A 26,967-nucleotide genomic window follows, 5' to 3' on the forward strand; every position below is an offset into this window, starting at 1 on the left:
GCCGAGGCCATCAAGCCAACTCGGCGAACAGGCTATTGTAGCCCGTCTTCGTGATTCGCACCCGGATAATGTCACCGATTTCCCCGGCCTTTTCATCAACAATAACCGGCTGCAGCCAGGGCGAGCGGCCGACCTTCTGGCCGGCCTGACGTCCGGGCTTCTCGATCAGCGTGTCGATGGTGCTGCCGAGCAGGCTCAGGCCGAAATCCTGCTGTTGTTTCAGCAGCAGCGCCTGCAGGCGTTGCAGACGCTCGTCCTTGACCGCTTCCGGCACGTGATCGGGCATATCGGCGCCCGGCGTGCCGGGACGCGGCGAATATTTGAACGAGAAGGCCGAGGCGTAGTTCACCTGGCGCACCAGACCCATCGTCGCCTCGAAATCCGCCTCGGTTTCGCCGGGGAAGCCGACGATGAAGTCACCGGACAGCGCGATGTCGCCGCGGGCCGCGCGGATGCGCTCGAGCAGCGCCAGATAGTCCTTGGCCGTGTGCCTGCGGTTCATCGCCTTGAGGATGCGGTCTGACCCGGATTGCACCGGCAGGTGCAGATAAGGCATCAAAGCCGGGAGATCGCGATGGGCAGCGATCAATTCGTCGTCCATGTCGCGCGGATGGCTGGTGGTGTAGCGCAGCCGCGCCAGGCCAGGAATTTCGGCCAGCCGGAACAGCAGGCGACCAAGCCCCCATTCCATGCCATCCTCACCATTGCCGTGCCATGCATTGACGTTCTGCCCCAGCAGCGTCACCTCGCGCACACCGGCATCGGCCAGCCGCTCGGCTTCGGCGACGATCTGCGCCACCGGCCGCGACACTTCCGAGCCCCTGGTATAGGGCACGACGCAGAAGGTGCAGAATTTGTCGCAGCCTTCCTGCACCGTGAGGAAGGCGGTGACGCCGCGCTTGATCATTTCGGCGCGCTTCGGCTGCGGCAGATGCTCGAACTTGTCCTCGATGGCGTATTCGGTCTCGACGATCTTCTCGCCGCCACGCACCCGGGCCAGCACATCGGGCAGCCGGTGATAGGTCTGCGGGCCGATGACCAGATCGACAGCAGGCGAACGGCGGATGATTTCCGCGCCTTCGGCCTGCGCGACGCAACCGGCGACGCCGATCAGCATTTCGCGCCCAACTGCTGCGCGTTCAGCCTTCATGTCGCGGATGCGGCCGAGCTCGGAATAGACCTTTTCCGCCGCCTTCTCCCTGATATGGCAGGTGTTGAGCAGCACCAGATCCGCGTCGGCGATGACATCGGTCGCGGTGTAGCCGTCGGCGGCCAGCGCATCGGTCATGCGCTGTGAGTCATAGACATTCATCTGGCAGCCATAGGTCTTGACGAAGACCTTTTTGGCCGGGGCGGATGCCGCAGCAGCGCTTTGCAAGGCGCTGTCGGTTTCGTTCCGCTCTATCGTGTTCAAATCCATCCGGCGGCTTCTAACGCCTTTCCGTGACAAAAAACAGACGATTCTCCGGCATCGGCCTGTAGGCGCTCGGCCTGCGCTAGCGGCTCGGTCGGGGATCGGCGAGCGCGGCCTGCATCATGGCGCGCACCTTGCTTTCCATCATCCTCGACGTTTCCTTGCGGTTCGAGCCCTTGGAAAAGGCGATGGGCTCGCCGAAATGCACCTCGACGTCAATGGCGCCTTCGGCCATCAGCACCTTGAGATGCGGCATCAGGTCCTGATCGCCGATCCAGGCAGCGAGCGGCCGGTGGCGACGGCCGAGAGGCACGCCGTGCACCCGCGTGTAGGCAATCGCCAGCGGCTGGATGAAGACCTGCTCGGCCGCGCCTTCCGAAATCGCCATCGAGGCGGCGCCGAACAAGGTGCTCTTGAACGGCAGGATGGTGTTGCCGTCGCCGGTAGAGCCCTCGGCAAACAGCACCATGGCGTCGCCCTTGGCCATGCGGCTGGCGATCTCGCTGGCCTGGTCGCCAGCTGTCCGCTTACGCTCGCGTTCGATGAAGACCGTACGCTGCAGTTTCGACAGCCAGCCGATCAGCGGCCATCCCTCCATGTCCGCCCGAGCGATGAAGGTCACATCGGCAAAGGAGCCCAGCACCATGATGTCGGTCCAGGAGATATGGTTCGAGGCGACCAGCAGCGGGCGCTGGCTGGACAGCGCACCTTTGACATGGATGCGCAGGCCGAGCGTCCGGACGATGAGGCTGTGCCAGGCCTTCAGAATGACCGTCTCACGCCAGATTCCAGTCTTCATCGACAGCAGCTGCAAAGGCACAAGGACCAGCGAACCGATGACAACGAGGCTCAGCGCCAGGAAAATCCTGATTTTTCCGATCATGCAGCTTGGCCCTGCCCCAAAACTTTGGCTAGCGAAGATCGCGGCGCATGACAAGCGCGCCGGTAGGACCATGTTCGGTCGAGCGGTAATAATTGGCGCGGTGGCCGACCTGGCGGAAGCCCAGCCGCCGGTAGAGGGCGATGGCAGCGACATTGGTCTCGTCGACCTCAAGGAACAGCGCCTCGGCGCGCTGCGCATGCAATTCGCGCAGTACGGCGTCCATCAATTGCCAGCCGAGCCCCTGGCGGCGATGCGAGCGCGCCACCGCCACGGTCAGAATCTCGCCCTCGCCGGCTGCAAGCCTGGCCAGCACGAAGCCGACCGGCGGCTTGGCGCCCTGGCCGATTTCGCGCGCGGCATAGCCGAACACGGTTTCCTGTTCGAGCAACGCGGCGAACTCGCCATCGGTCCAGGGCCGGACGAAATCCTCGCGGTGCAGCACCGACGCTGCCGGGCTGTCGGCGATGGTCAGCGGCTCGAGCGCATAGTCCCTGCGGCGCGGCTGGAGGAAAGGGATGCGCATCACTTTTCCTGCCTCAACAGGATGAACCCGGCCTGCGCCTTGGCATCGGCGCCGCGCAGATAGAGTGGCTTCGGCTTGTCGCCCTCGCCTTTTGCAGCGGCGAGCCGGGCGTAGACGGCAATGTCGGCGGTGGCAGCCGTCGGGCCGATATCGAAATCGCGACCGGCCGCGGCTGCGATCTGCACGGCGGCCGTGCCGGCAAGCACCGGACGATTGTCCGCCGCCATTCCCGCGGCTTGCGCAAGTGTGGTCACCGCCGGACCATAGCGCAAAATCGCTTCCGCATCGTAAAGCGCGGCATGGATTTCCTCGCGGCCGGCATCGAGAGCGGCCAGGACCGGGCGGCCGGGAAATGCCGCCCTCGCCTCGGCCGCCAGCGCCTCCAGTGTCGTTACCCCGATCGCCGGGATCTTCAGCGCCAGCGCCAGGCCGCGCGCCGCCGAGACGCCCACCCGCAGGCCGGTGAAGGAACCCGGACCGATGGAAACCGCAACGGCGCCAAGGCCGGCATAATCGGTGCCGTCCGCTTTCAGCGCTTCGTCAATGACAGCCATCAGGTGTTCGGCATGGCCTTTGCCGAGATCGAGTACCGAGCGGCCAAGTTCTCTGCCGCCCGATGCGTCATAGACACAAGCGGCGCAGAGATTGGCGGCACAGTCGATGGCGAGCAGTTTCATGGGCGACCGGTTCGAAAAACAGTCTCCCTCTGCCCGCCACGGCGCGCCGCCGCAAGAGCCAGCGCGTAAATTGTTAAGCGGCTTCGCTTCGGTGCAGGCCGGACGGCTTACGCCGCCGGCGCGATGCGCAGCATGTGGTTGTCCCAGACATAGTCGGGCTCGGAGCGCGTCGCGCCGCTGCCTTCGATGATTTCGCCGGCACCCGTGGTTGCCATGAAGCCCGGGCCGTCGGGCGCCAGGCCGCAGACCTCGACCAGCGCCTTGGTGGCGACGATCTTGCCGCTGGCGGCGTCGATGACGGCCAGCGAATTGCCTTCCGGCGAAGACACCGCGACCGTGCCGGCAATCGGGTTGGCGGCGACCGAGCCGATGTAATTCCGGAAGCCGGATAGCACGTCCTGCGGCATGTCGAGCAGCTGCAGCCCCTTGCCGCGCGTGGCGCGGCCGACCAGCGGTGGCCGCTCGGTGCCCGGCCCGCGGTACTGGCAGCCGAACCAGATGGTGCCTGTGGGGTCGGCATCCATGTGGCGAATCGACAGCTGGTGCAGAGCCGGCGGCAGTTCGTGCTTTTCGATGAGATCGCCGGTTGTGCGATCGACCAGCACATAGGACGGCTTCATGGTGGCGATGTTGAGCTCGGCGCGGCCATAGTCGGGATGGGTCTCGATGCCGCCATTGGCGATGGCGATCGTCCGGCCGTCTCCGAGCAGCAAGAGCTCATGCGGCCCCATGCCATAGGTCGGAAACTCGCCGATGCGGCTGAACTTGGCCCGTGCGTCGTAGATCCCGACCACGCCGGCGGCATTGTCGAAATTGTTTTCGGTGGCGTAAAGCAGCGCGCCGTCGGTGGAAAACACACCGTGGCCGAAGAAATGCCGACCGGTGATGCTGGCGATGGTCAGCGGCGGCTCGCGGCCGGCATGGTCGAAGACCACGGCGAAGGTGCCGGGTTGCCGGGCGAAGACCACGGAGCGCTTCGAGACCGGATCGAAGGTGACGTCGTGGCCACGGTCGGGCAGGTCGATCGCATGCAATACTTTTCCGGCTTCCGACAACACAGCGGCGCCAAAGCTGCCGTCGCGCTTGACGAAGGCGGTGGCAAAGACGGCATCGGCGGCAAGCGTGTCCGCCCAGGCCCGCGGCGCCATTGACGCGACCAAGCCGGCGCCGGCAGCCCTGAGAAAATTGCGGCGGTCGATCAGTGGCGTCCTCATGATCAGTCTCCGTCGAGCGAGGAGAAGCCGGCGGTCAGGCCGAACTCGGCGGTCAGCCTGGTGCCGATCAGGCCCGACAGGCTGGAGGTGATCAGCGCGAAATGCTCGAGTTTTCCGCGCTCCGCGGGATCGGCCAGCGTCTTGTCGATCGGACCCTGGATGGATTTGGCAGTGGCAACGCCATTGATGAGCTGGATATGGATGGATTCCGCCATCCATCTGCTATCCTCGGGCAGCGCGTCGCCGAGCTTCGAGGCCTGGAACAGCGCATCAATGCCGGAGAGGTTGCCGGCTAATGACAGGCCGGTGTTTTGCGACCGCCAGTAGATCGCCTGCCTTGGCTTGTCAGCCTCCGGCTTGGCGCCGAAAAAACCTTTGAGGCGCACGTCGCGGACCATTTCCAGCTCGTTGATGAAGACGCCGACCAGTTCGGTCACCGCTTCGGTGCCGTCGCGGTAAAGCGCATTGTCGGGTCCGGGATTAGCCCACAAGGCTGCAAAACCGTCCGGTTTTTTCCAGGCCGCGTCGACATCGGCCGCCATGGTCTCGATGTTCTTGGCGACTGCCGCGCCATAGGCGCAGCGATAGGGCTCGTCCTTGCCGACGAGCGTCTCGGCGCCGTCGCCGTAAAGCACGAACTCCAGCGCCCCTAATCCCTGCATCGCGACACTCTTGCCCGCCAGCTGCGCCGGATCGGTGGCGGTCGGATCCTTGCCGGCCAGCGCCGCCTGCACCTGCTTCAGGCCGATGCTCTTTCGGTCCGGCCAGTAGAGCATGCGCTCCAGCCGGTTGTTCTCCTTGATTGGCCCGAAGCCGATGATTTCAGCCGACGACCAGGCTGCGACCGTGGCCGAGAATCCGGCATGCGCGGCATCGAGGTTGCCCTGCGACGGCGCCTGGCAGAGCGCGTCCATGGCCTTCGCCAAGGTGCCGGCATGGCCATGCAGGCTGGCATAGGCGGGGCGGACAAATCCGTCGATCGCTCTTTGAATGACATCGGAGGCTTTCACCGAGGCCGATGCCGGGGACGCACCGAACAGAGCCAATGGGAGGAGTAGAACAGGCAAAACCCGCTTGAGCATCAGAATGACTCCAGGAATTTGATGAGAGCATCGCGGTCGGCCGTATTGGCGGCGGCAAAGCGATCGCGCGCCTTCTGCCCCTCGCCGCCATGCCACAGGATCGCTTCGGTAAGCGTGCGCGCACGCCCGTCATGCAGGAAGAAAGCGTTGCCGTTGACGGTCTTTGTCAGGCCGATGCCCCATAGCGGCGGGGTGCGCCATTCACTGCCCGTGGCATCGCCCACCGCCTGGCCGTCGGCAAGGCCAGGCCCCATGTCGTGCAGCAGAAAGTCGGAATAGGGCCAGATCAGTTGGAACGCCTGCGCCTTGTTCCCGCGCATGGTGACGAATTTCGGCGTATGACAGGCAATGCAGCCCATCTCGTAGAACAGCTTCTTGCCGGCGAGCACGGCGGGTGCGCCGACATCGCGCCGCGCCGGCACGGCCAGGTTCTGCGAATAGAAGGTGACGAGGTCCATCACCGGTGGTGGCGCCTCGACCGGGCCGAGCCGCTTCTGCACGCCATTGGGCATGTCGAGGCAGGCCTTTTCTGCGGCGGTGCAATCGCCCCAGTGACTGGGCTCTTCCGGCGTCGAAATGCCGATGTCGCCGGCAAAGGCGTCCGCCGCCTGCTGGGGGATCGATGCGGTCTGCGCCTTCCAACCGAAGCGGCCAAGCGTCAGTTGCCCGCTGCTGAGGTCACGCACCATGTTGGGCTTGCCGGAAATGCCGTCGCGGTCGTCGGGATCGGCATGGGCAAGGATGTCGGCCGGCGCGATCTGTTCGATCAGGCCAAGGCCGATCATGGGCGGGGTCAGACGTGGCGACAGCGTGGTGCGCGGGTCAAGCGGGCCGTAGCCAAGCCCGTCGACCGAATAGCTCGGCTTGCGCAGCGAAACGATGCTACCGTCGCCGAGCGTGACCTTTTCCTCGCGATAATCGACATACATGCGGCCTTCGCCCTTGAGGCCGGGCACCGCCAGTTCCTGCAACTGCGCGCCGTAGACCGGATCGGGGAAGTTCAGCACCTTGTGCGCGGCGATCTCGGTCTTTTCCTCGGCCGTGCTCGCATCGCGCGCCAGCCGCAGGAACATCGACGTGGTGCGGCTGTCGGCGGCCGGCGGGCGGCCGCGGCCATCCTTCAAATGGCAATTCTGGCAGGCGCGCTCGTTGAACAGGGGTCCGAGACCGTCCGAGGCCTGGGTCGAGGATGGCGACGACACCCAGTTCTTGCGGAAAAGCGCATTGCCGAGCTTGAAATTGCCCTGTTCCTCGAAGGTAATGTTTTCAGAGGGTTGCGAGAAGGCGTCGCGGTCGACCTGCTTGCGCGACGTGCCGGCGCCGCCTTGCATCGTTTCGAAGGATTCGGGCTTGGAGAAATCCTGGGTTGGCCTGGTAACTGCAAGGACGCGGGCCTGGTCCTTCGGCGTCAGGTCGGTGCGGCTCGTGGCGAGGCCGACCGGTTCCGACGATCCGGCCAGGGCCGGGGCCAAAATTGCCGCCAGGGTTACAACCGAAAGCCCGCGAAAGGCCTGATATCGCGGGTTTTTGAGGAGCAGCGGGCCGGCGGCCCGCCGCAAGCGGCGCAGAATATCTATGGGGCGCCGCATTCCTGCATGGTCCTATTCCGCCTCGTCCGCCGATGCGGCGTTGAGCTGGCCGTATTTTTCCTCGCCGATCGAGGCAAGGAGGTCGAGCTGCGTCTCGAGGAAGTCGATGTGACCTTCCTCATCCGCCAGCAATTCCTCGAACAGCTTCATCGTCACGTAGTCGCCGGCTTCGTTGCAGATCTCGCGCGAACGCTTGTAGGCGGTGCGTGCGTCATATTCGCCGGCGAGATCGGATTCGAGCACTTCCTTGACGTTCTGGCCGATGCGCAACGGCGCCACGGACTGCAAATTGGGATGCCCTTCGAGGAAGATGATACGGGCCACCAGCCGGTCGGCATGGTGCATCTCCTCGATCGATTCGGCGCGTTCCTTCTTTGCCAGCTTGGCATATCCCCAATCTTCGAGCAGGCGGAAATGCACCCAGTATTGATTGACGGCGCCAAGCTCCAGGAACAGAGCCTCGTTAAGCCGCTCGATGATCTGCGGTTCGCCTTTCATGGATTCTGCTCCCATATTGGACGCGCAGGCCTCTGACGCGATCCAGGTGTGAAACGATGTCCACGCCGCTCGCCTCCGAACGGGTGTGGTAATTTTCGGTGACCCGAATGATCGTTTCGACCACATTTGGGAAGCAGCCGCAACAGCGACCGCGCTTTTGCATCGTGTGATAGACCTTCGCCGGCACGATCAGTTGCCAGGGGTCCTGATCCAGCAGATCGACGATCGTCTGCTCAATCTCCTTTTCGGTGATGATGTTGCAATGGCAGATCAGCATGGATTGGCTCTGGCTGACGGCGCCCCTCCGCGCCGTTTGGCTGGTAGTTGGTTGGGGTGCTACTTGAACACCTTGTCCGGTGCGTCGAGGCTGTCGGACCCCTCGAAGGCTATGTTGTTCAGGTTCAGCGCGCCGACGGCGCGTTCGATCGACTTGGTCTGGTCGACCAGCGCGTCGATTGCCGCCTGCACGGTAGCATTGCCTTCGGTGTTGCCCTCGGCGATCTGCTGGTCGTAGGCCTCGCCGGCCACTTCCCGCGCCTTGATCGCCTCCATCTTGGCGACCGAGACATCGAGCTTGTCGGACAGTTCCTTGTCGATCGCCGGATCGGCCGCCTTGACCATATCGTGCACCGACGGGCCTGAAACGACGGTGCCGTCGATGCGCGTGTAGCTGGCGAGATAGGCGGCGCGGATGCCGATGGCGTCATAGAGATGCGAGTTGTAGGTATTATCCGAGAAGCAGTCGTGCTCCTCTTCGGGATCGTGCAGCAGCAGGCCGAGTTTCATGCGCTCCCCGGCCAGTTCGCCGTAGGACAGCGAGCCCATGCCGTTGAAGATCACCGAGATAGCGGTGTTCGGCTGGCCATCGACGAGGTTCTTGCGGGCGGCGCCGTCTTCCTTCCAGTTGCCGACCATCTCCTGCAGGTCGGAGACCAGAAGATCGCTGGCCGACTTCAGATACTCGGCCCGGCGATCGCAATTGCCGCCGGTGCAGTTCTTGAGGTCGTAGTCGGTGTACGGACGCTCGCCGGCGCCCGGGCCGGTGCCGTGCAAATCCTGGCCCCAGAGCAGGAATTCGATGGCGTGATAACCGGTGGCGACATTGGCCTCGATGCCGCCGGCCTCCTGCAGCGTGCCGGCGAGGAACTCCGGCGAAAGCTTCGAGGCGTCGACCTTCTTGCCGTCGATCTCGATGTCCTTGTTGGCGATGACATTGGCGGTGTAGAGCGCGTTGGCGTCGGACTCGGTGCCGTAGCTCTTGGCGACGTAGTCGATCAGGCCTTCGTCGAGCGGCCAGGAGTTCACCTTGCCTTCCCAGTCGTCGACGATCTTGTTGCCGAAGCGGTAGACCTCGGTCTGCTGGTAGGGCACGCGCGACGCCTTCCAGGCATCGCGGGCGGCATTCAGCGTGTCCGCCGACGGGTTGGCAAGCAGCGCGTCGACAGCCTTGTCGAGCGCCTGCGCCGTGGTCAGCGAATCCTCGTACTTGGCCAGCGCGATGTCGGAATAGGTCTTGATGACCGCCTTGGCATCGATCTCCGCCGCCTTGGCCGGCAGGATGAAAACCGCCGCCGTCAACATAGCCGTGGCACCGATCGCAGCCAGTCTGCCGCCATATCGCGCTGTCATCATCAGTCTCCAGTTCAAAAGGGATTCGGTAAAAGGCGCGCGTGCCAAACGGTGCCGGGACATAGGCATGCCGTAGGACACCACAGATGCCGCGCCGCTCTGCGGCTCATGGGAGAAAGACACCAAATGCCTCCAATCGAACGGGTTCAAGGCCCAAACATCAAAGGGATGCGCTGACGCGCGAGCCTCCATAAAACGATGGCGAGGCCGGAAGTCAACTGGTGAACCCTAGAAAATTCAATTGAAACAACAGTTTAGAATTATTCTAAACTAGCACTATCAACTTTAAATCGTAGCCAGCAGCCAAGGTGAGAGACGCCGCGATTGACAAGCGACCGTTCCGGGTGCGACCCGGACCGGGGCTCTTGCGACGGCGGCAGACAATCGCCATCTGGCGGAACGGCTCACAATCAAAGCATGATGTCGTCCGAAAACCGCTTCACACTTTTCGGCATCATGCTCCAGATTTGAAACAGGAATTCGGGTTGCGATGAAGAACGGGGTCGTCATTGTCGGTGCGGGTCATGCGGGCGTGCAAGCGGCCGCCAGCCTGCGCGAGGAAGGCTATGACGGGCCTGTCATACTGATCGGCGACGAAACCGATCTGCCCTATCACAAGCCGCCGCTGTCGAAGACCTTCATCAAGGACGCCGATGCCAAGCCGCAACCCTTGCGCGGCGAGGCCTTTTACACCGGCAGCGCCATCGACTTCAGGCCGGGCGTCCGAATCGACAGCATCGATACGGCAGGCCGCAAGCTGGACATAGCGGGCGGCGGCGTGCTGCCGTTCGACCGGCTCATCCTGGCCACCGGTTCGCGGCCGCGGCTTCTGCCGCTGCCGGGCGCCGACCTCTCGGGCGTGCTGTCGCTGCGCTCGATCGCCGATGCGCGGCTGATCCGCGCGCTCAGCGCCCAAAGCGAAGACGTGGTCATCCTCGGCGGCGGCTTCATCGGGCTGGAGATCGCGGCAACGCTGAGGGCCGCCGGCCGCAACGTCACCCTGGTCGAGGCTGTCGACCGGCTGCTTGGCCGCGCCGTGGCGCCGGTGGTGGCGAGCCATGTCCGCCAACGGCTGGAGGCGATCGGCGTGCGTATCCTCACCGGCACCACCATTGCCAGGCTGGAAGGGGAAAACCGCCATGTCTGCGCTGCCATCACCTCCACCGGCGAAAGGCTGCCCGCGCGCATGGTCATCGTCGGCATCGGCGCCGTGCCGAATGTCGAACTTGCGCAGGCTGCCGGACTGACTGTCGCCAATGGCATCCGCGTCGACCAACAGATGCGCACCTCAGTGCCTGATATTCTGGCCATCGGCGACGCCGCTTCCTACCGCCACTGGTCGACCGGCGGCGACGTGCGGCTGGAATCGGTGCAGAACGCCACCGACCAGGCGCGGCTTGCCGCACGCACGATCACCGGCCATACGGACGCCTATGCGGCGGTGCCGTGGTTCTGGTCTGACATCGGCGACATGAAACTGCAGATGGTCGGGCTGACCTCGGGCGGCGACAGCCATGTCGTGCTGGGCGACCTCGCTGAGAACAAGTTCTCGATCTACCACTATGCTGGAAGCCGGCTGCTCGGCATCGAATCCGTCAACAGGCCGGGCGACCATATGCTGGGCCGCAAGATGCTCGGGGCCGGGTTTTCGCCGATGGCGCAGACGATTGCTGAGGGACCTGACGGGCTGAAGGCTGCACTGGCAGCGTTCCAGCAGGATGAGCCGGCACGGGCTGCGGGCTAGACGCACTTACCCTCCCCCTTGTGGGGAGGGTCGCTGCGAAGCAGCGGGGTTGGGGTCGGCGCGAGGCCCCCCACCCGGACCTGCGGTCCGACCTCCCCACAAGGGGGAGGTAGGGTTTTGCGCTAGGCAGCGCAGACTTCGCGGATCGAGCTTTCCAGAATGTCGAGCGCCTCGTTCATGACATTGTCCTGGATGGTGATCGGAGCCAGGAAACGGATGACGTTGCCGTAGACGCCGCAGGTCAGCAGGATCAGCCCCTTGTCGAGCGCCTTCAGCCGGATCGCATTGGCGATCTCGGCCGACGGCAGGCCCCTCTTGACGTCGTTGAGCTCGACCGCGTTCATGAAGCCGAGACCCCTGATGTCGACAATCTCGGGCACATCGTCGCGGATCGACTGCAGCCGCTGTTTCAGCCGGGCGCCCAGCGTATTGGCGCGGTCGCACAGCTTTTCGTCCTCGATTACGTCGAGCACGGCGTGTGCTGCGGCGACACCGATCGGGCTGCCGCCATAGGTGCCGCCGAGCCCGCCAGGACCGGGCGCATCCATGATCTCGGCGCGGCCGGTGACCGCCGCCAGCGGGAAGCCGCCGGCCAGGCTTTTCGCCATGGTGGTAATGTCGGCCGCGACCTCATGATGATCCATGGCGAACATCTTGCCGGTGCGGGCAAAGCCGGTCTGCACCTCATCGGCGATCAGCAGCATGCCGTGCTGGTCGCAGAGCTTGCGCAGCGCCGTCAGGAATTCGCGCGGCGCGTCGTAGAAGCCGCCCTCGCCCTGGACCGGCTCGATGATGATGGCGGCAACGCGAGCCGGATCGACATCGGCCTTGAACAGTTTGTCGAGTGCGACCAGCGAATCGACTGTAGACACGCCGTGCAGCGGCACCGGAAACGGCGCGTGGTAGACGTCGCCCGGCATGGCGCCGAAGCCGACCTTGTAGGGCACGACCTTGCCGGTCAGCGCCATGCCCATGAAGGTGCGGCCGTGGAAGCCGCCGGCAAAGGCGATGACGGCTTGGCGGCCAGTGGCGTTGCGGGCGATCTTGATGGCGTTCTCGACCGCTTCAGCACCCGTAGTGACGAAGATGGTCTTCTTCTCGAACTTGCCGGGCAGCATGCCGTTCAGCCGTTCGGCCAGCCTGACATAGCTCTCATAGGGCACGACCTGGTGGCAGGTATGGGTGAAGCGGTCGAGCTGTGCCTTGACCGCCTCGATCACCCTGGGATGGCGGTGGCCGGTGTTGACGACGGCGATACCGGAGGAGAAATCGATGTATCGGCGGCCTTCTACATCCCAGATCTCCGAATTCTCGGCGCGGTCGGCATAGATCTGCGTCGTCATGCCGACGCCGCGCGAGATCGACTGGTTCTTGCGCTCAGAAATGGCTGCGTTCTTCATTTCGTCCCTCATCGGGCCGACGCCCGTTCTCGTTAGATGAATGCCAAGGCCTCTTCTGACCTTATTTCACGTTTTCCTCAAGTTGGCACCGCCGCCGGGCGATTGGGCCTGTCGTCGATGCGGGCCACTTCGACAGACCGGTCTTAACCAGCCGACCGATACACGTACGGGGCAGTCCGTGACAGCTCACCCGTCACCGGGAACGGCGAAGCGATCCCGCTCGCCGCGGTGGCGAACTTCCGCTACGACCTCGAACAGCCGACGGTGTGGCGGCGCAACCGCATCCCGATGATCACCGTTCGCGCAGGCCTCGTTGGCGACGTGCTGCCGGCCACCGTCGTCAACGAATTGAAGCCGTCGGTCGACGCCTTCATCGCCAAACTGCCGCCTGGCTATTCCGTTGCAACCGCCGGCTCGGTCGAGGAAAGCGCCAAAAGCCAGGGACCGATCGCAGCGGTGGTGCCGCTGATGCTGTTCGTGATGGCGACCATCCTGATGATCCAGTTGCAAAGTTTTCAGCGCCTGTTCCTGGTCGTGGCGGTGGCGCCGCTCGGCCTGATCGGCGTGGTCGCGGCCCTGGTGCCGAGCGGCGCACCGCTCGGCTTCGTCGCCATTCTGGGCGTCCTGGCGCTGATCGGCATCCTGATCCGCAACTCAGGTGATCCTGATCGTGCAGATCGAGGATCTGGTGGCCGAGGGCCAAGACCGCTGGGAAGCCGTGATCGAAGCGACCGAGCACCGCATGCGGCCGATCGCGCTGACGGCCGCGGCCGCCAGCCTAGCGCTGATCCCGATCGCGCGCGAAGTGTTCTGGGGCCCGATGGCCTACGCCATGATGGGCGGCATCATCGCCGGCACGGCGATCACGCTGCTGTTCCTGCCGGCGCTTTATGTGACGTGGTTCAGGATCAAGGAGCCTAAGCAGGGGGACGAACCATCTGTTCCGGAGAACGGCGAACTGGCGCAAGACCCCGCTTAAGGCTTTGCCGGATCATTCGTTATCGTTAGAGGGTTCGGGGCGCGATTTCGCTCGCTGCCATGGCGATGATTTTGACGTCCGCCAAGCATGCCAGCCTTTTGGCAAGTCGGCCAATGCCAGGATGCTTTCATCCTGCTGCACCACCTCTTGCAGGCCAACGAGCATTATCTCGCGTTCATCCCAATCTCGAGAGTCGCTGCTATAGAATTGCCAACTGCCCCCTTCATCGTTGTAGTTCTCGTCATCGTCAGCTTCATGCACAACGTATGCGATCCAGTCGCCCCGTTTGAATATGCTCTTGTCCGATAGCACCGCGACATTGGGCGGATCTGCAAACTTCCATTCTTCCATGGAATTCCCCAAGCGATTATTCTGCGGAAGAAACTAGTTCACGCCGTCCGAACAAACCCCTCGCTCGCCCTAAGCAAATTGCGTGTGTAATCCTTCTCCACGCGGTGCCCGATCAGCTGGCCCGCCGTCAGGTTCTCCACCGCTTCGCCATTCTGCATCACCATCAGGCGCTCGCACATATGGGTGATGATGGCGAGGTCGTGGCTGACCATCAGGAAGGTCAGCTTGCGCCGACGGCGAACCTCTTCCAGCAGGTTGAGCACTTCCGCCTGCACCGAAGCGTCGAGCGCCGAGGTTGGTTCGTCGAGCAGCAGGATCGACGGTTCGAGGATGAGCGCCCGCGCGATCGCCACGCGCTGACGCTGACCGCCGGAGAGCTGGTGCGCGTAGCGGAAACGGAAACCGTTGCCTAATCCGACCTCGTCGAGGGCGCGCTGGATGCGTTGCTCGCCATCGGCAAAGCCGTGAATGGCGAGCGGCTCCTGCAGCAGGCGGTCGACGGTCTGACGCGGGTGCAGCGAACCATAGGGGTCCTGGAAGACCATCTGCACTTCGCGATAAAAAGCCTTGTCGCGGCGCGCTCCCAGCGTCTTGCCATTGACCGTGATAGTACCGGATGCGACAGGCACCAGGCCGGCAATGGCTTTGAGCAGCGTCGACTTGCCGGAACCGCTCTCGCCGACCAGGCCGAAGGATTCGCCGGACTTCACCTCAAGGTTCGCCCCTTTCAGCGCGCGAAAACGGTCGAACACCACCTCCAGCCCTTCAATCGAAATGGCTGGCGTCATGCCGCCCACTCCGGCTTGCGGTCGAGCACCGGCAGCGGGTGGCGTTCGTAACCGATCCTGGGCATGCAGTTGAGCAGGCCGCGCGTGTAGGGATGCTTGGCGTCGCGCAGCTCCGACGCCTTGAGCTGCTCGACCACCTTGCCGGCATACATGACGATGACGCGGTCGCAGAAGGAGGCGACCAGCCGCAGATCGTGCGAGATGAAGATCAGACCCATGCCGCGCTCACTGACCAAGCGGTCGAGGATGCCGAGCACATCGAGCTGCACGGTGACGTCGAGCGCCGAGGTCGGCTCGTCGGCGATCATCAGTTCCGGTCCGGCGATCAGCATCATTGCGATCATGGCGCGCTGGCCCATCCCGCCGGACACCTCGTGCGGGTGCAGGTCGAAGACACGCGAAGGGTCGCGGATCTGCACAGCTTCCAGCATGGCCAGCGCACGCTCGCGCGCCTCGGCCTTGGAGACCTTTTCATGCGTGCGCAGCGTCTCGACGATCTGGCGGCCGATGCTCATCACCGGGTCGAGCGAGTATTTCGGATCCTGCAGGATCATGGCGATGCGTTTGCCGCGCAGCGCCCGGCGCTGGCGGGCGGGTATGTCCAAAAGATCGATGCCGTCCAAGGCGAGCTTCTTGGCCGAAACCAGAGCCTGCGGCGGCGTCAGCCCCATGATGGCGCGGCCGGTCTGCGACTTGCCGGAGCCGCTTTCGCCGACAATGCCCAGCCGCTCTCGGCCGAGCGAGAAGGTGACGCCGCGCACCGCCTGGATGAGGCCGGTCCGAGTCGGGAAGGTGACGCGCAGGTCGTCGACATCGAGAAGTGCACCGCTCATTGGTCACCACTCATTGGTCGCCACTCCGGGGATCGAGCGCATCGCGCAGGCCGTCGCCAAGCAGGTTGAAGCCGAGGCTGACGATGAGGATGGCGAAGCCCGGCGCGCCGGCCACCCACCATTGGTCGAGCACGAAGCGGCGGCCGGACGCGATCATGGTGCCCCATTCCGGCAGAGGCGGCTGAGCGCCGAGGCCGAGGAAGCCGAGGCCGGCGGCGGTGAGGATGATGCCGGCCATATCGAGCGTCACCCGGATGATCAGCGAGGAGATGCAGAGCGGCATGATGTGGCGCAGCACGATGCGGAACGGCGAGGCGCCCATCAATTGCACCGCCTTGATGTAATCGGAATTGCGCACGGTCATCGTCTCGGCCCGCGCAATTCGAGCGTAAGGCGGCCACGAGGTGATGGCGATGGCCAGCACCGCGTTTTCGATCCCGGGGCCAAGGGCGGCGACAAAGGCCAGTGCCAGGATCAGCTTGGGGAAGGCGAGGAAGATGTCGGTAATGCGCATCAGAATGGCATCGGTCCAGCCGCCGGCATAGCCGGCGACGGTGCCGACCAAAAGGCCGATGGGGGCCGCTATCACGGCGACGAGAATGACGACATAGAGGGTCCAGCGTGAGCCAAAAAGAATGCGCGAATAGATATCGCGGCCGAGATCGTCGGTGCCGAACCAATGCGCCGCACTCGGCGCCAAAAGCCGGGCATTCTTGAGATCGCCGATAGTCGGCGAATAGGGCGCCAGCACATCGGCAAAGGCGGCGACCAGCAGCAGCGCGATGATGATGAGCAGGCCGAGAAACGCCAGCCGGTTGGCGGAAAAGCGCCGCCAGGCGACATAGGCGCGGCCGAGCCGTGCCTGCATGCGCGAGGCCGGCCGATCGCTGAGCAGCCAATCGCGGCGCGTTTGGATTGCTTCGGCGCTCATCCTGTCTTCGTCCTCGGATCGAGCACCTTGTAGAGAACATCGGACAGGAGATTGATGCCGATGAACACCGAACCGATGACGATGGTGCCGCCGAGCACGGCGTTCATGTCGGCGTTCTGCAGCGAATTGGTGATGTAGAGGCCGATGCCGGGCCAGGAGAACACCGTCTCGGTCAGCACCGAACCTTCGAGCAGCCCGGCATAGGACAGCGCGATCACCGTGACCATCGGCACCGCGGCGTTGCGCAGCGCATGGCCCCAGATGATTCGCGTTTCAGACAGGCCCTTGGCGCGCGCGGCGACGATGTATTCCTGCGACAGCTCATTCAGCATGAAGGAGCGCGTCATTCGGCTGATATAGGCGAGCGAGAAATAGCCGAGCAGCCCTGCCGGCAGGATGATGTGGCGGTAAGCGTCGTAGAAGACATCCCACTGGCCCTGCAGCGCGGCGTCGATCAGGTAGAAGCCGGTGATCGGTGTGAATGTGTACTCGTAGACGATGTCGAGGCGGCCGGGAAAAGCCACCCATTGGAGCTTGGCGTAGAACAGGACAAGCCCCAAAAGCCCGATCCAGAAGATAGGCACGGAATAGCCGATCAGGCCGACAATGCGAACGATCTGGTCGATGAGACTGCCGCGTTTTACCGCCGCCAGCACGCCGAGCGGCACGCCGAGCAACGAGCCTATCAGTGTGCCCAGCGTCGCCAGTTCGATGGTTGCCGGAAAGGCGCGGCGTATGTCGGTCATCACCGGATTGGTGGTCAGCACCGAGGTCCCGAAATCGCCGTTCAGCGCATGCTTGAGATAGATATAGAATTGCTCGATCAACGGAAGATCGAGCCCCATCTCGCGGCGGGTGCGCTCGACGACATTGGCCGGTGCTCGGTCGCCGAGCACCGCCAGCACCGGATCGATCGGGATGACGCGGCCGATGAAAAAGGTCACCGCGAGCAGGCCGAGATAGGTGGTGACGGCGATGACCAGGAAGCGGCCGATCGCCAACAAGATAGCGACGGCGCGGGCGCTTCCCTGCCCCGCCGTCGCCTGGTTTTCAATCGCGCTCATCAGGCGCGTCCGCCGGCGCTATTCCTTGGAGACCGGGCCGACGAAGTTGGTGTCGAAGCTCGGACCGAGCGCAAAGCCTTTCAGGTTTTTGCGCAGGCCTGCCACTTCCAATTGCTGGTGGATGATGACGAAGGGACTGGTGTCGAGGATCGTCTTTTCAAGGCTCTTGTACATATCGGCGCGCTTGCCGGCATCCTTCTCCAGCAAGGCTGCTTCGGTCTGCTTTGTCAGGTCCGGGATGTCCCAGGCATTGCGCCAGGCCAGCGTCTTGGTCTTGCCTTCATCCGAATTGTCCGGGTTTGAGGCAAAGGTCTGGGCGTTGGAGTTCGGATCGAAATAGTCCTGGCCCCACTGGCCGATATAGATGTCATGATTGCGGGCGCGGTATTTGGTCAGCGTCTGCTTACCGTCGCCGGGGATAATTTCCAGCTTGATGCCGGCCTGGCCAAGCGTCTGCTGGATCGATTCCGCCATGCCCGTTGTCGGCTGTCCCGTGCGTACATCCATGGTTACGCTGAAGCCGTCGGCCAGGCCGGCCTTGGTCAGCAGTTCCTTGGCCTTGGCGACGTCGAACTTGAACGGATTTTCGTCCAGTTCGCCCAGCACGCCCTTGGGCAGGAAGGTCTGGTGGATCTCGCCAATGCCCTTGAGGATGGTCGTGCTCAGCGCATCGTAGTCGACCAGATATTTGAACGCCTGGCGAACCTCGGGCTTGGCGAGGTTCGGATTCTTCTGGTTGAGACTGATGTAAAAGACCGTGCCCTTCGGCGCGCTGGTCGTGGTGAGATCGGCATTCTTGGCGATGGCGTCGAGATCGTTCGGCTCGAGGTTGCGGGCAACGTCGATGTCGCCTGCTTCGAGCGCCAGGCGCTGTGCCGAGCTTTCCTTCATGTTGCGGTAGATGACGCGGGCGAGCTTGGCCTTCTCGCCATTGTAATTGTCGTTGCGCTCGAGCACGACGACCTCATTGGCCCGCCATTCGCGCAGCTTGTAGGCGCCGGAGCCGGCATAACCGGTCCTCAGGAAGGCGTTGCCGAAATCGTTGTCCCATTTGTAGTCGGCACTCGGCGTCACCGCGGCGACATGTTCCTTGACCAGTTTTGCGTCGACGACCGAAGCGACCGTTGCCGATAGGCAGTTTAACACGAAGCTCGGCGCATAGGCCTTGTCGACGGTGAACTGGAAGGTGCTGTCGTCGACGGCCTTGGCCTTGTCGGCGACGTTGTCGCCGCTGATGCCGAACTGGTTGATGATGAATGCCGGCGGCTTGTCCAGCTTGATGGCGCGCTCGAAGGAATAGGCGACATCGGCGGCGGTCAGTGGATTGCCCGAAGCGAACTTTAGGCCGGGCTTGAGCTTGAACGTATAGACCAGGCCGTCGTCGGAAACGGTCCAGCTCTCGGCAAGGTCGCCCTTGACCTTGGAGGTGTCGCTGAGGTCGAGGCGGACCAGCAGATCATAGGTGTTGCCGGTGACTTCGGCGGTCGACAGCTCGAACGCTTCGCCCGGATCCATGGAGATGATGTCGTCGATGGCAAAACCTTCGACCAGCGTATCGGCGGGTGTCACAGCGAAGGCAGGCGCGACGCCAATGAGCAGAGCGGACATGGCAGCACCTGCGAGCCAGACGCGCGAACGTAGAGCAAACTTTTCCATCATCATGATGATTGTTCCCTGTTTTGTTGATTGTTGACCCCGAGTTCCCGGCTCAGGGCTGCAGTAATCTTTTTCGCGGCCGGAGGACGACCGTTAGACCCATACCGTGTTGATTTTTTTCCAGTTGGTCAACACCCTATCCGGCAGCCCTCCAACCGGCAACGGGCATTTTGCGAGCCGGCATACTGGATCGGAATATGCTGTGCGCGTCGAAGCATGGGCGAGCCAATTGCAGCCGCCGATGGGGAAAATTCTGCTCTTTTCGGTGTTACTTGATGGCAGCAACCAGATCGGCGTCGGGGAAGCAGGTGGCGGGGCGGCCGTTCTTTTCCTGCCAGGAGCCGATCGAGCGGCGGGTCTTAAAGCCGGGCAGGCCGTCGGCGCTGCCGACATCGTAGCCCTTGGCCTCCAGCGCCCGTTGCAGCGCGGCGATGTCGGAACGATGCAGGCCGCCAACCGCACCCCAGCTGCCGACGAAATCAGCATCGCCATGGGCAATGCGGTCAGCGCCATGGCCGATGAACAGGGCGTAGAGGTCGCTGGTGTTGTACTGTTTCAGCACGTAGAAATTGGGCGTGGCGATGAAGGCCGGACCGCTGCGTCCGGCCGGCATCAAAAGGAACCCTTCCGCCTTCAGTTCGTTGGCCGGAAAGGCTTTGCCGCCGACGCGGCTGATTCCCATCGCCACCCAGGCTGAGATCTTCTTGCCCTGGTCGGGACCTTCGAGCGAGCAGGAAACGCTTTCCGGAACCGTCACCTCGAAACCCCAGCCACGCCCCTTCACCCAGCCATAGTGGACGAGATAGTTGGCGATCGAGGCCAGCACGTCCGGCGTCGAATTCCAGATGTCGGGGTGGCCGTCACCGTCGTAGTCGACGGCGTGCTTCAGGAACGAGGTCGGCATGAATTGCGGCTGGCCGAGCGCGCCGGCCCAGGACGATTTCATGGCGCCGACCGGCGCCAACCCATGCTCGACGATCTCGAGCGCCGCCAGCACTTCGGTGCGGAAGAAGTCTTTCTTGGTCGACATGAAGGCCTTGGTGCCGAGCACTTCGAAAGCGTCGTAGGGCATTTTCGCCGCGCCGAAGCCGGTCTCGCGGCCCCAGATCGCCAACAGTATCTCGCCCGGGACACCGTAGCGCTTTTCGATCGCAGCCAGCGTCCTGGCGTTGGCCGCCTCGCGCGTGCGCCCACCTGACGTGACGGCGCGCACCGTCTTTTCGGCGAAATAGGCGCCGGGCGAACCGAACTCGGCCTGATGCTGTTTTTGCGGGGTTTTGGGTTTCTCGCCGGGCAGGACGAGGTCGGGCAATTTGAGGTTCGGCTTCACGCCGTCGAAAGCGGCGTCGAAGGTGGATTTGGAGATGCCTTTGGTCTGGGCTTCGGGCCAGAGATCGGTTTGCAGCCAGGCGCGGAACTGGTCATCGATTTTGGCGGCGGAGGCGGGGGAGATGAGGAGGAGGGCGAGCAGAGCCGCAAGGAATGAAAATAGTAGCAGCCTTGGAGGCTTGCGTTCCCTCACACCCCCCTCTGTCCTGCCGGACATCTCCCCCTCAAGGGGGGAGATCAGCAGCTTCTCGGACGGCATTCTTCTTTCAACGCAGGTGGTAGGCGAAAACCGAAGCGACAGCCAATCTCCCCCCTTGAGGGGGAGATGTCCGGCAGGACAGAGGGGGGTGTTTGGCGCAAACCTCGAAGAATGCGAAGCTTTCATGTCGCACATCCTGCCCGCCAATTGCGTCAAAACGCCGTACGCGAGCGCAAGGCCGCCGCCAGCGTCCCCTCATCCAGATAATCAAGCTCGCCGCCAACCGGCACGCCATGGGCAAGTCGTGTCACCTTGACCTCGAAGCCCGAGAGCTGGTCGGTGAGATAATGCGCCGTCGTCTGGCCCTCGACGGTGGCATTGACGGCAAGGATCACCTCCTTCACCTCACCGCCGGCAACGCGGTCGACGAGCGAGCGCACGTTGAGCTGTTCGGGACCGATGCCGTCGAGCGGCGACAGCGTGCCGCCGAGCACGTGGTAGCGCACATTCATGGCCGCCGCCCGCTCCAGCGCCCAGAGATCGGAGACATCCTCGACGACGATCAGCGTCGAGGCATCGCGGCGCGGATCGGTGCAGATCATGCAAGGGTCGGAGGTATCGACGTTGCCGCAGGTCGTGCAGATGCGCACCTTGTCGGCGGCTTCAGCCATGGCGGCGGCGAGCGGCGACAAAAGCTGCTCCTTCTTCTTGATGAGGTGCAGTGCCGCACGCCTGGCCGAACGCGGCCCTAGTCCCGGGACCTTGGCCAGGAGCTGGATCAGGCGTTCGATCTCGGGGCCGGCGATTCGCTTCGACATCGCACTGATCTAGGATTTTTCCGCTCGCTTTGAAACATGCCGCATTCGCACCGAGCCCGCCATGCTGCCATGGCGGGCTCGGAAACTGTTTTAGGGGTCAGTAGGCTGAGAGCGGCCGGGTTTGATCGACGATCATTGCGCCGATAGCGTCGGTGTTCTCAGGCGTCGACTGGAAGCCCATCGACGCTTCCTGCGTCGCCGATGGCACCGAGGTGACGTAGCGGGCGTTCAGCGTGCCGCCGAAACGCGAGGCATCCGGCTCGGCCATCGGCTCCTGCATCGCCACCTCCGTCTGCTTGGCGGCGACGCGGGCGCTCTTGGCGGGCGCCGCGGAAGCCGTCACATAGGTCTGCTCGGCCGGGGCACGTGTCGCCTTGGCTGCGCGAACCGCCGCGGCCTGCTTGGCGGTATCTGGACGGACAATGGTCTTCACCACCGGCTCGGCGTAGGCAACCTGCACCGGCGCTTCAGGCACAGGCGCGCGCGGCGTCCCCGAGGCAACCATGGTCGTGGATTCATCCGGCAGCGGCTGCCAGTTGCGGCCGCGCTTCTCGTAGAAGGCGTTGCCGCCGGCAACCATGGTGTAATGCATGTTCTTGTAGGGGAACCTCAGGCCGGCGGTGTGGAAGTACATCGTGTTCTTCAGCTTGGCCTTGCGCTCGCCCTTGAGCACCGCATCGGCGGCCTCCTCGACATCGGGCATCGCTTTCGAATTCATCGCCCGCGTCATCACGCCGGGCGCGAACTGGCCCGGTTCGCCAACCACTTGGCAAATGGTGCTGCCATGATTGCCGGAGCGCAGCCGGTTCATCACCACCGTGCCGACGGCGATCATGCCGTCACGGCTCGAGCGGTTGGACTCGAAGAACATCGCCCGCTCCAGGCATTCCTTCTCCTTCGGCGTGTTGCGGTAGGCGCGCGTCGAAAGGAAGCTGGGCGTGATGGCGTCGGTCAGGCTGGCGACCGACAGGCCGTGCGAAGACGTGGTCTGGCTGCAACCGGCCAGGAACATAGGGGAGAAGATGATGCCGAGCAGAAGCGGCGTCTTCCATCGCGTCGCGATCAACAAAAATGCCTCATTGTCCAGATGCCAGCCCGCCCCGAGATGTGGCAAGAATGAGACTCTTAAAGGCAAAAAGATGGCTAAAGGATTAGCTTTCGTGCAGCATAGGTAAAACTTTATAAATGCCCGGATATGTCCGCGTGAGCAAAGCCGGAGAAAGTCTTAACAACAGCCTCCGCAGCCGATTTCCCTTCATAATCAATTAACTGGTTGGAGCCGGCTCAGAACGGCAATTTCATTCCGGGCGGGATCGGCAAGCCTGCCGTCAGCGCCTTGGTCTTCTCCTGCATAATCTGCTCGACCTTATTTTTGGCGTCATTGTGAGCGGCCAGCAGCAGGTCTTCGAGAATCTCGACCTCATCCTCCTTGAACAGCGACGGATCGATCTTCAGCGACTTCATTTCGAACTTGCCGGTCAGCGTGACATTGACCAGCCCGCCGCCCGCCTGCCCGCTTGCTTCAATCGTCGCGATCTCGTCCTGCATGGCCTGGAACTTGGCCTGCATTTCCTTCGCCTTGCCCATCAGGCCGAGAAGATCTTTCATGGTCGGGTCCTTTGCGGATTCGTGGCTATGGTCAGGTTTCGTCGTCGTCGGACGGCGGCTCGACCGGCGCTTCGGCCTTGTCGGTGTCGACTTCCGGCGCGTCGGGAATGCGCACGTCGATGATCTTGGCGCCGGGAAAGCGGGCCAGGATGGCGGCCACAGCCGGATCGCTTTTCGCGTCGGAGAAAGCAGTCTCGCGCCTGGTCGATTCCATCTCGGCCAGCGTTTGGCCGCCCTCTTCCTTCGACAATGACACCAGCCAGTTGCGGCCGGTCCAGGCCCGCAGCTTCGTGGTCAAGTCGTTGAGCAGCATCTTGGGCGCATCGGCGGTCAGGCCGACGTCGATACGGCCGGGCTCGATGCGCACCAGGCGAATACAGCTCTTGACCAGCACCTTGAAGGCGATGTCACGCTGCGCGTCGGCAAGAGCGACAATATCGGCCAGCGATTTCAGCGGCGGCGATTGCGGCTCCACGACCGGCTGCGGAGGCGCGACAAAGGCGACCGGGGGCGCGTCGACCAATCGCATGGTTTGCGCACCGGCTGGCCCGGACGGCATCCGGGTCTGCGCTACCGCGCTGGCGCCGCCCCCATTGCCGGCATTTACCGGCGCACCATTCGGGCGTGACGCACCACCGGACGCCGGAGCGCCGCTCTCCAGAGATTTCAGCGCCTCGTCCAGCGTCGGCAGGTCGGCGGCATGCGCCAGCCGGATCAGCACCATCTCGCCGGCGCTGACCGGTCGGTTGGACGACTGCACCTCGGGAATGCCTTTCAAGAGCATCTGCCAGGTTCGCGACAGAACCTTGACCGACAGCGTGCTGGCGAAGTCGGCGCCGCGGCGGCGCTCATCCTCGGACAGGGAAGCGTCGTCGGCAGCCGTCGGCACGAAGCGCAGCCGGGTGACGAGGTGGTTGAATTCGGCCAGATCGGTCAGCACGGCAGCCGGATCGGCGCCGGTGTCGTACTGGTTGCGGAATTCGGCAAGGGCGGCCGCCACATCGCCTTTCATGACATGTTCGAACAGGTCGACGATGCGGGCGCGGTCGGCGAGACCCAGCATGGCGCGCACCGCTTCGGCGCTGACGGCGCCGCCGCCATGGGCGATTGCCTGGTCGAGGATGGAGAGCGAATCGCGGGCCGAGCCTTCGGCGGCGCGCGCGATCATCGCCAGCGCGTCGTCGTCGACCGATATGCCTTCCTTGCCGGCAATCGAGGCGAGATGCGCGACCAGCGCGCCGGCATCGATGCGTCTCAGGTCGAAACGCTGGCAGCGCGACAGCACGGTGATCGGCACCTTGCGGATTTCGGTGGTGGCAAAGATGAATTTGACGTGCGGCGGCGGCTCTTCCAGCGTCTTCAGCAGGCCGTTGAAGGCCTGGGTGGAGAGCATGTGCACTTCGTCGATGATGTAGACTTTGTAGCGCGCCGACACCGGGGCGTAGCGCACGCGCTCGATAATGTCCCTGATGTCGTCGATGCCGGTATGCGACGCGGCGTCCATCTCGATGACGTCGACATGGCGGCCTTCCATGATCGCCTGGCAGTGCTCGCCCAGGAGGGCGAGGTCGACCGAGGGATGGTCGACGGTCGGCGTCTTGTAGTTGAGCGCCCGCGCCAGGATGCGCGCCGTCGTGGTCTTACCGACGCCGCGCACGCCGGTCAGCATCCAGGCCTGGGCGATGCGGCCTGTGGAGAAAGCGTTGGTCAAAGTGCGGACCATCGGCTCCTGGCCGATCAGTTCGGAGAAATTCGACGGACGATATTTGCGCGCCAGCACGCGATAGGCGACGGCCTTTTGCTTCTCCAGGGTTTCGGGGTCCGAATTTCCGGCTTCGCTCATTCGCCCGTAAAGCTCCAAAAGGCCGCGTCTCAGCGTAGCCGATTCCTGCTAGATCGTTTCACCGTTTTCTGAAACGGCAAACCGCTCTACCCTTTGCTTTGACGCAATTCCGGACGGGAAACCGCTCACACTTTCCCTCGAATTGCTCCAATAGTCTCGCCCGCGCTGCAATGCGTCGTCAATGTCGCGAGAGGGGCCGATGAGGTGGGAGGCTGGAACAATGACCCGTTCCGGGCTCGTTAGGGCTGCTTCCTTCCGGACCTGACCCGGTTGGCGAGTGGATCGTCCACCACCAACCTCCCGCGTTCCATATCGGCAATTCAGCGATCAAATGCAAGGGTGCATTGAGAATCGGATGCCCTTGAACTCCGCCGCTCAATGAATCGCTTGCAGCCCCCGTGCAGCCGCTCTAGCGTCATGAGTTTGGGAATAATGCGAGAAGCGCAAGGGAAACGCCAATGCTACCGGGCCTCAAGGCCGGATTCACGCTCGACTCCAGGCTGGAGGCGGATAGCGAGCAGCTGATGTGGCTCGGCCTGTGCGAGCTCAGGGTGATGAACGATAGCCGCTGGCCATGGCTGGTCCTGGTGCCGCAGCGGCCGGGGGCCGAAGAAATCCACGACATGACGCCGCTCGACCAGGCGATGTTGACCTTCGAAACCAACATGGTGGCGCAGGCGCTGAAAAGAACCACGGGCTGCACCAAGATCAACACCGGCGCGCTCGGCAACATCGTTCGGCAATTGCATGTCCACGTCATCGCCCGCTCGGAAGGCGATCCGGGCTGGCCGGGGCCGGTGTGGGGGCACGGCATGCGCGAGCCCTATGAGCGTTCAGGCATCCGCCAGTTTGCGCAACAGATCAAGGCGGCGCTATAAGCGCCGCCTGTGTCCATTCCTAGACGTTCGAGCTTCCATGACCTTTCGCCTTTTTGACGCGCCCTTGCGCGAACCGAGCCAGTTCGTCGGCTTCGCCGGAAATACGATTGATCGGCAATCCGAGAACCGCGCCGACGATTCCGTCGAAAAGGCGTTGGCCGATCCCTCGGCACGTCTTTTGCCGATGCATGGCGGACGGCTGTATCTGAAATTGCACGATGGCAGCTTCGACCCTTGGTTCGATCTGGCTGAGAGCCAGAAGCTGCAGCCATCACTCGCACAAGGCGTGCTGCTTGGCTTTGCCGAGAGCGGCCCGGTACTTGCCGTGCCGGTCGGCCTCGATCCCGAACAGCTGCCGGAGACCATGAAGGCGATCGATTATCGCTCGGTCTATATGCAGAGGCTGATCGACGAGGCGGCAGCGGGCGCGCTGGCGCAAGGCGCCGCCCTGCTTGCCTGGCATGCCACCCATCGCTTCTGCAGCAAATGCGGCCATGAATCGCAAATGCGGGCCGGCGGCTACAAGCGCCATTGCCCAAATTGCGGCACCGAGCACTTTCCACGCACCGATCCGGTGGCGATTATGCTGACGGCGACGCGGGAAAAATGCCTGCTCGGCCGCGGCCGGCATTTCGGGCCCGGCATGTACTCGGCGCTTGCCGGCTTCATCGAGCCGGGCGAGACGATCGAGGCGGCGGTGCGCCGCGAAACGCTGGAGGAAGCCGGCATCCGGCTCGGCCGCGTCGTCTACCATGCCAGCCAACCCTGGCCGTTCCCCTATTCGCTGATGATCGGCTGTTTCGGCGAACCGCTCAATGACGACATCCAGGCCGATCTCAACGAGTTGGAAGATTGCCGCTGGTTTTTTCGCGACGAGGTGCGTTCCATGCTGGAGAGGACGCACAAGGACAATCTGGTCACGCCGCCGAAAGGCGCGATCGCGCATCATCTGATCCGCGCCTGGGTCGACAGCGAATAAGACTTGTTATTTTACGCAATTCCGGACGGAAAACCGCTTCACACTTTTCCTGGAATTG

The 26,967-nt window shown here is 63.4% G+C and carries 25 protein-coding genes, 1 other RNA gene and 1 pseudogene; 4 read left to right on the forward strand and 23 right to left on the reverse strand.

What is annotated here, in order from left to right:
- Positions 1–10: 10 nt before the first annotated feature.
- From miaB to NKJ64_RS00330, 10 genes are all read right to left on the reverse strand, one after another.
- On the reverse strand, positions 11–1,420 hold the full coding sequence (miaB, locus tag NKJ64_RS00285) for a tRNA (N6-isopentenyl adenosine(37)-C2)-methylthiotransferase MiaB (protein ID WP_023730923.1): 1,410 nt from the start codon (positions 1,418–1,420) through the stop codon (positions 11–13).
- Positions 1,421–1,496: 76 nt separating this feature from the next.
- A complete protein-coding gene (gene olsA / locus NKJ64_RS00290) occupies positions 1,497–2,297 on the reverse strand; it encodes a lyso-ornithine lipid O-acyltransferase (RefSeq protein WP_023669543.1) in 801 nt (266 codons plus the stop codon).
- Between the two features lie 28 nt (positions 2,298–2,325).
- Positions 2,326–2,820: a ribosomal protein S18-alanine N-acetyltransferase gene (gene rimI, locus NKJ64_RS00295; RefSeq protein WP_023669542.1), complete on the reverse strand. Its 495-nt coding sequence runs from the start codon at positions 2,818–2,820 to the stop codon at positions 2,326–2,328.
- Positions 2,820–3,497: a tRNA (adenosine(37)-N6)-threonylcarbamoyltransferase complex dimerization subunit type 1 TsaB gene (gene tsaB / locus NKJ64_RS00300; protein WP_023669541.1), complete on the reverse strand. Its 678-nt coding sequence runs from the start codon at positions 3,495–3,497 to the stop codon at positions 2,820–2,822. Before tsaB ends, rimI begins: the two co-directional genes overlap by 1 nt.
- Positions 3,498–3,604: 107 nt before the next feature.
- Entirely contained in the window at positions 3,605–4,711 is a 1,107-nt protein-coding gene (locus NKJ64_RS00305; RefSeq protein ID WP_023688748.1) for a DUF1513 domain-containing protein, read from the reverse strand.
- A 2-nt stretch (positions 4,712–4,713) separates the two neighbouring features.
- Positions 4,714–5,793, reverse strand: coding sequence for an imelysin family protein (locus NKJ64_RS00310; RefSeq protein WP_023730920.1), 1,080 nt, complete (start codon positions 5,791–5,793; stop codon positions 4,714–4,716).
- On the reverse strand, positions 5,793–7,382 hold the full coding sequence (locus NKJ64_RS00315; RefSeq protein WP_023821521.1) for a di-heme oxidoreductase family protein: 1,590 nt from the start codon (positions 7,380–7,382) through the stop codon (positions 5,793–5,795). The genes NKJ64_RS00310 and NKJ64_RS00315 overlap by 1 nt, the downstream gene beginning before the upstream one ends.
- 12 nt (positions 7,383–7,394) lie before the next feature.
- Positions 7,395–7,880: a bacterioferritin gene (gene bfr / locus NKJ64_RS00320; RefSeq protein ID WP_023669537.1), complete on the reverse strand. Its 486-nt coding sequence runs from the start codon at positions 7,878–7,880 to the stop codon at positions 7,395–7,397.
- Entirely contained in the window at positions 7,846–8,157 is a 312-nt protein-coding gene (locus tag NKJ64_RS00325; protein ID WP_023669536.1) for a (2Fe-2S)-binding protein, read from the reverse strand. Before NKJ64_RS00325 ends, bfr begins: the two co-directional genes overlap by 35 nt.
- A 59-nt stretch (positions 8,158–8,216) precedes the next feature.
- Positions 8,217–9,509: an imelysin family protein gene (locus tag NKJ64_RS00330; protein WP_023692591.1), complete on the reverse strand. Its 1,293-nt coding sequence runs from the start codon at positions 9,507–9,509 to the stop codon at positions 8,217–8,219.
- A gap of 490 nt (positions 9,510–9,999) precedes the next feature.
- Here NKJ64_RS00330 and NKJ64_RS00335 point away from each other — a divergent pair, with 490 nt between their 5' ends.
- The gene (locus NKJ64_RS00335; protein WP_023696740.1) at positions 10,000–11,253 is read left to right on the forward strand and encodes an NAD(P)/FAD-dependent oxidoreductase; all 1,254 of its coding nucleotides are present in this window, start codon (positions 10,000–10,002) and stop codon (positions 11,251–11,253) included.
- Positions 11,254–11,375: 122 nt separating this feature from the next.
- Here NKJ64_RS00335 and NKJ64_RS00340 read toward each other — a convergent pair whose 3' ends face one another.
- Complete coding sequence (locus NKJ64_RS00340; RefSeq protein ID WP_352461735.1) at positions 11,376–12,653, reverse strand: 4-aminobutyrate--2-oxoglutarate transaminase; 1,278 nt, start codon at positions 12,651–12,653, stop codon at positions 11,376–11,378.
- Between the two features lie 195 nt (positions 12,654–12,848).
- Here NKJ64_RS00340 and NKJ64_RS00345 point away from each other — a divergent pair.
- A pseudogene (locus tag NKJ64_RS00345) lies at positions 12,849–13,632 on the forward strand (efflux RND transporter permease subunit); the annotation flags it as partial.
- A gap of 12 nt (positions 13,633–13,644) precedes the next feature.
- On the opposite strand, the gene NKJ64_RS00350 reads toward NKJ64_RS00345, so the two are convergent.
- From NKJ64_RS00350 to ffs, 12 genes are all read right to left on the reverse strand, one after another.
- The gene (locus NKJ64_RS00350) at positions 13,645–13,983 is read right to left on the reverse strand and encodes a DUF2185 domain-containing protein (protein WP_023696743.1); all 339 of its coding nucleotides are present in this window, start codon (positions 13,981–13,983) and stop codon (positions 13,645–13,647) included.
- A 38-nt stretch (positions 13,984–14,021) separates the two neighbouring features.
- Entirely contained in the window at positions 14,022–14,771 is a 750-nt protein-coding gene (locus tag NKJ64_RS00355) for an ABC transporter ATP-binding protein (RefSeq protein WP_023669527.1), read from the reverse strand.
- Positions 14,768–15,604: an ABC transporter ATP-binding protein gene (locus NKJ64_RS00360; RefSeq protein ID WP_023821516.1), complete on the reverse strand. Its 837-nt coding sequence runs from the start codon at positions 15,602–15,604 to the stop codon at positions 14,768–14,770. The genes NKJ64_RS00355 and NKJ64_RS00360 overlap by 4 nt, the downstream gene beginning before the upstream one ends.
- Positions 15,605–15,614: 10 nt before the next feature.
- Positions 15,615–16,535 (reverse strand): nickel transporter permease, encoded by a 921-nt coding sequence (nikC, locus tag NKJ64_RS00365; protein ID WP_023682024.1) that lies wholly within the window; start codon positions 16,533–16,535, stop codon positions 15,615–15,617.
- Complete coding sequence (locus tag NKJ64_RS00370; protein ID WP_352461736.1) at positions 16,532–17,599, reverse strand: ABC transporter permease; 1,068 nt, start codon at positions 17,597–17,599, stop codon at positions 16,532–16,534. Before NKJ64_RS00370 ends, nikC begins: the two co-directional genes overlap by 4 nt.
- 18 nt (positions 17,600–17,617) lie before the next feature.
- Positions 17,618–19,261 carry an ABC transporter substrate-binding protein gene (locus NKJ64_RS00375; protein WP_352461737.1) on the reverse strand — a complete coding sequence of 548 codons (1,644 nt, stop codon included), beginning with the start codon at positions 19,259–19,261 and terminating at the stop codon, positions 17,618–17,620.
- Between the two features lie 262 nt (positions 19,262–19,523).
- Positions 19,524–20,801 (reverse strand): lytic murein transglycosylase, encoded by a 1,278-nt coding sequence (locus NKJ64_RS00380; protein WP_352461897.1) that lies wholly within the window; start codon positions 20,799–20,801, stop codon positions 19,524–19,526.
- Positions 20,802–20,995: 194 nt separating this feature from the next.
- Positions 20,996–21,601, reverse strand: a complete 606-nt coding sequence (recR, locus tag NKJ64_RS00385; RefSeq protein ID WP_023688760.1) for a recombination mediator RecR — start codon at positions 21,599–21,601, stop codon at positions 20,996–20,998.
- A 97-nt stretch (positions 21,602–21,698) separates the two neighbouring features.
- Positions 21,699–22,667 carry a cell wall hydrolase gene (locus NKJ64_RS00390; protein WP_023818840.1) on the reverse strand — a complete coding sequence of 323 codons (969 nt, stop codon included), beginning with the start codon at positions 22,665–22,667 and terminating at the stop codon, positions 21,699–21,701.
- Between the two features lie 218 nt (positions 22,668–22,885).
- A complete protein-coding gene (locus NKJ64_RS00395) occupies positions 22,886–23,209 on the reverse strand; it encodes a YbaB/EbfC family nucleoid-associated protein (protein ID WP_023669519.1) in 324 nt (107 codons plus the stop codon).
- A gap of 31 nt (positions 23,210–23,240) precedes the next feature.
- On the reverse strand, positions 23,241–25,052 hold the full coding sequence (locus NKJ64_RS00400; RefSeq protein WP_352461739.1) for a DNA polymerase III subunit gamma/tau: 1,812 nt from the start codon (positions 25,050–25,052) through the stop codon (positions 23,241–23,243).
- A gap of 204 nt (positions 25,053–25,256) precedes the next feature.
- Positions 25,257–25,353: signal recognition particle sRNA small type (gene ffs, locus NKJ64_RS00405), an RNA gene on the reverse strand.
- A gap of 157 nt (positions 25,354–25,510) precedes the next feature.
- Here ffs and NKJ64_RS00410 point away from each other — a divergent pair.
- A complete protein-coding gene (locus NKJ64_RS00410; protein ID WP_023682032.1) occupies positions 25,511–25,930 on the forward strand; it encodes an HIT domain-containing protein in 420 nt (139 codons plus the stop codon).
- Positions 25,931–25,967: 37 nt separating this feature from the next.
- Complete coding sequence (gene nudC / locus NKJ64_RS00415; protein ID WP_352461740.1) at positions 25,968–26,909, forward strand: NAD(+) diphosphatase; 942 nt, start codon at positions 25,968–25,970, stop codon at positions 26,907–26,909.
- Positions 26,910–26,967: the final 58 nt, after the last annotated feature.

This window comes from Mesorhizobium sp. M0062 (assembly GCF_040323125.1).
In the GTDB taxonomy this organism is placed as follows: Bacteria; Pseudomonadota; Alphaproteobacteria; order Rhizobiales; family Rhizobiaceae; genus Mesorhizobium.

Excerpts from the sequence above, each read along its gene's own strand:
- NKJ64_RS00335 (WP_023696740.1), top strand. The coding sequence starts at position 10,000 with ATGAAGAACGGGGTCGTCATTGTCGGTGCGGGTCATGCGGGCGTGCAA.
- recR (WP_023688760.1), bottom strand. The coding sequence starts at position 21,601 with ATGTCGAAGCGAATCGCCGGCCCCGAGATCGAACGCCTGATCCAGCTC.
- NKJ64_RS00355 (WP_023669527.1), bottom strand. The coding sequence starts at position 14,771 with ATGACGCCAGCCATTTCGATTGAAGGGCTGGAGGTGGTGTTCGACCGT.
- NKJ64_RS00325 (WP_023669536.1), bottom strand. The coding sequence starts at position 8,157 with ATGCTGATCTGCCATTGCAACATCATCACCGAAAAGGAGATTGAGCAG.
- olsA (WP_023669543.1), bottom strand. The coding sequence starts at position 2,297 with ATGATCGGAAAAATCAGGATTTTCCTGGCGCTGAGCCTCGTTGTCATC.
- NKJ64_RS00370 (WP_352461736.1), bottom strand. The coding sequence starts at position 17,599 with ATGAGCGCGATTGAAAACCAGGCGACGGCGGGGCAGGGAAGCGCCCGC.
- NKJ64_RS00315 (WP_023821521.1), bottom strand. The coding sequence starts at position 7,382 with ATGCGGCGCCCCATAGATATTCTGCGCCGCTTGCGGCGGGCCGCCGGC.
- NKJ64_RS00330 (WP_023692591.1), bottom strand. The coding sequence starts at position 9,509 with ATGACAGCGCGATATGGCGGCAGACTGGCTGCGATCGGTGCCACGGCT.
- NKJ64_RS00400 (WP_352461739.1), bottom strand. The coding sequence starts at position 25,052 with ATGAGCGAAGCCGGAAATTCGGACCCCGAAACCCTGGAGAAGCAAAAG.
- bfr (WP_023669537.1), bottom strand. The coding sequence starts at position 7,880 with ATGAAAGGCGAACCGCAGATCATCGAGCGGCTTAACGAGGCTCTGTTC.
- rimI (WP_023669542.1), bottom strand. The coding sequence starts at position 2,820 with ATGCGCATCCCTTTCCTCCAGCCGCGCCGCAGGGACTATGCGCTCGAG.
- NKJ64_RS00350 (WP_023696743.1), bottom strand. The coding sequence starts at position 13,983 with ATGGAAGAATGGAAGTTTGCAGATCCGCCCAATGTCGCGGTGCTATCG.
- NKJ64_RS00375 (WP_352461737.1), bottom strand. The coding sequence starts at position 19,261 with ATGATGATGGAAAAGTTTGCTCTACGTTCGCGCGTCTGGCTCGCAGGT.
- nikC (WP_023682024.1), bottom strand. The coding sequence starts at position 16,535 with ATGAGCGCCGAAGCAATCCAAACGCGCCGCGATTGGCTGCTCAGCGAT.
- NKJ64_RS00310 (WP_023730920.1), bottom strand. The coding sequence starts at position 5,793 with ATGCTCAAGCGGGTTTTGCCTGTTCTACTCCTCCCATTGGCTCTGTTC.
- nudC (WP_352461740.1), top strand. The coding sequence starts at position 25,968 with ATGACCTTTCGCCTTTTTGACGCGCCCTTGCGCGAACCGAGCCAGTTC.
- tsaB (WP_023669541.1), bottom strand. The coding sequence starts at position 3,497 with ATGAAACTGCTCGCCATCGACTGTGCCGCCAATCTCTGCGCCGCTTGT.
- NKJ64_RS00305 (WP_023688748.1), bottom strand. The coding sequence starts at position 4,711 with ATGAGGACGCCACTGATCGACCGCCGCAATTTTCTCAGGGCTGCCGGC.
- NKJ64_RS00410 (WP_023682032.1), top strand. The coding sequence starts at position 25,511 with ATGCTACCGGGCCTCAAGGCCGGATTCACGCTCGACTCCAGGCTGGAG.
- NKJ64_RS00380 (WP_352461897.1), bottom strand. The coding sequence starts at position 20,801 with ATGTCCGGCAGGACAGAGGGGGGTGTGAGGGAACGCAAGCCTCCAAGG.
- NKJ64_RS00360 (WP_023821516.1), bottom strand. The coding sequence starts at position 15,604 with ATGAGCGGTGCACTTCTCGATGTCGACGACCTGCGCGTCACCTTCCCG.
- NKJ64_RS00395 (WP_023669519.1), bottom strand. The coding sequence starts at position 23,209 with ATGAAAGATCTTCTCGGCCTGATGGGCAAGGCGAAGGAAATGCAGGCC.
- NKJ64_RS00340 (WP_352461735.1), bottom strand. The coding sequence starts at position 12,653 with ATGAAGAACGCAGCCATTTCTGAGCGCAAGAACCAGTCGATCTCGCGC.
- miaB (WP_023730923.1), bottom strand. The coding sequence starts at position 1,420 with ATGGATTTGAACACGATAGAGCGGAACGAAACCGACAGCGCCTTGCAA.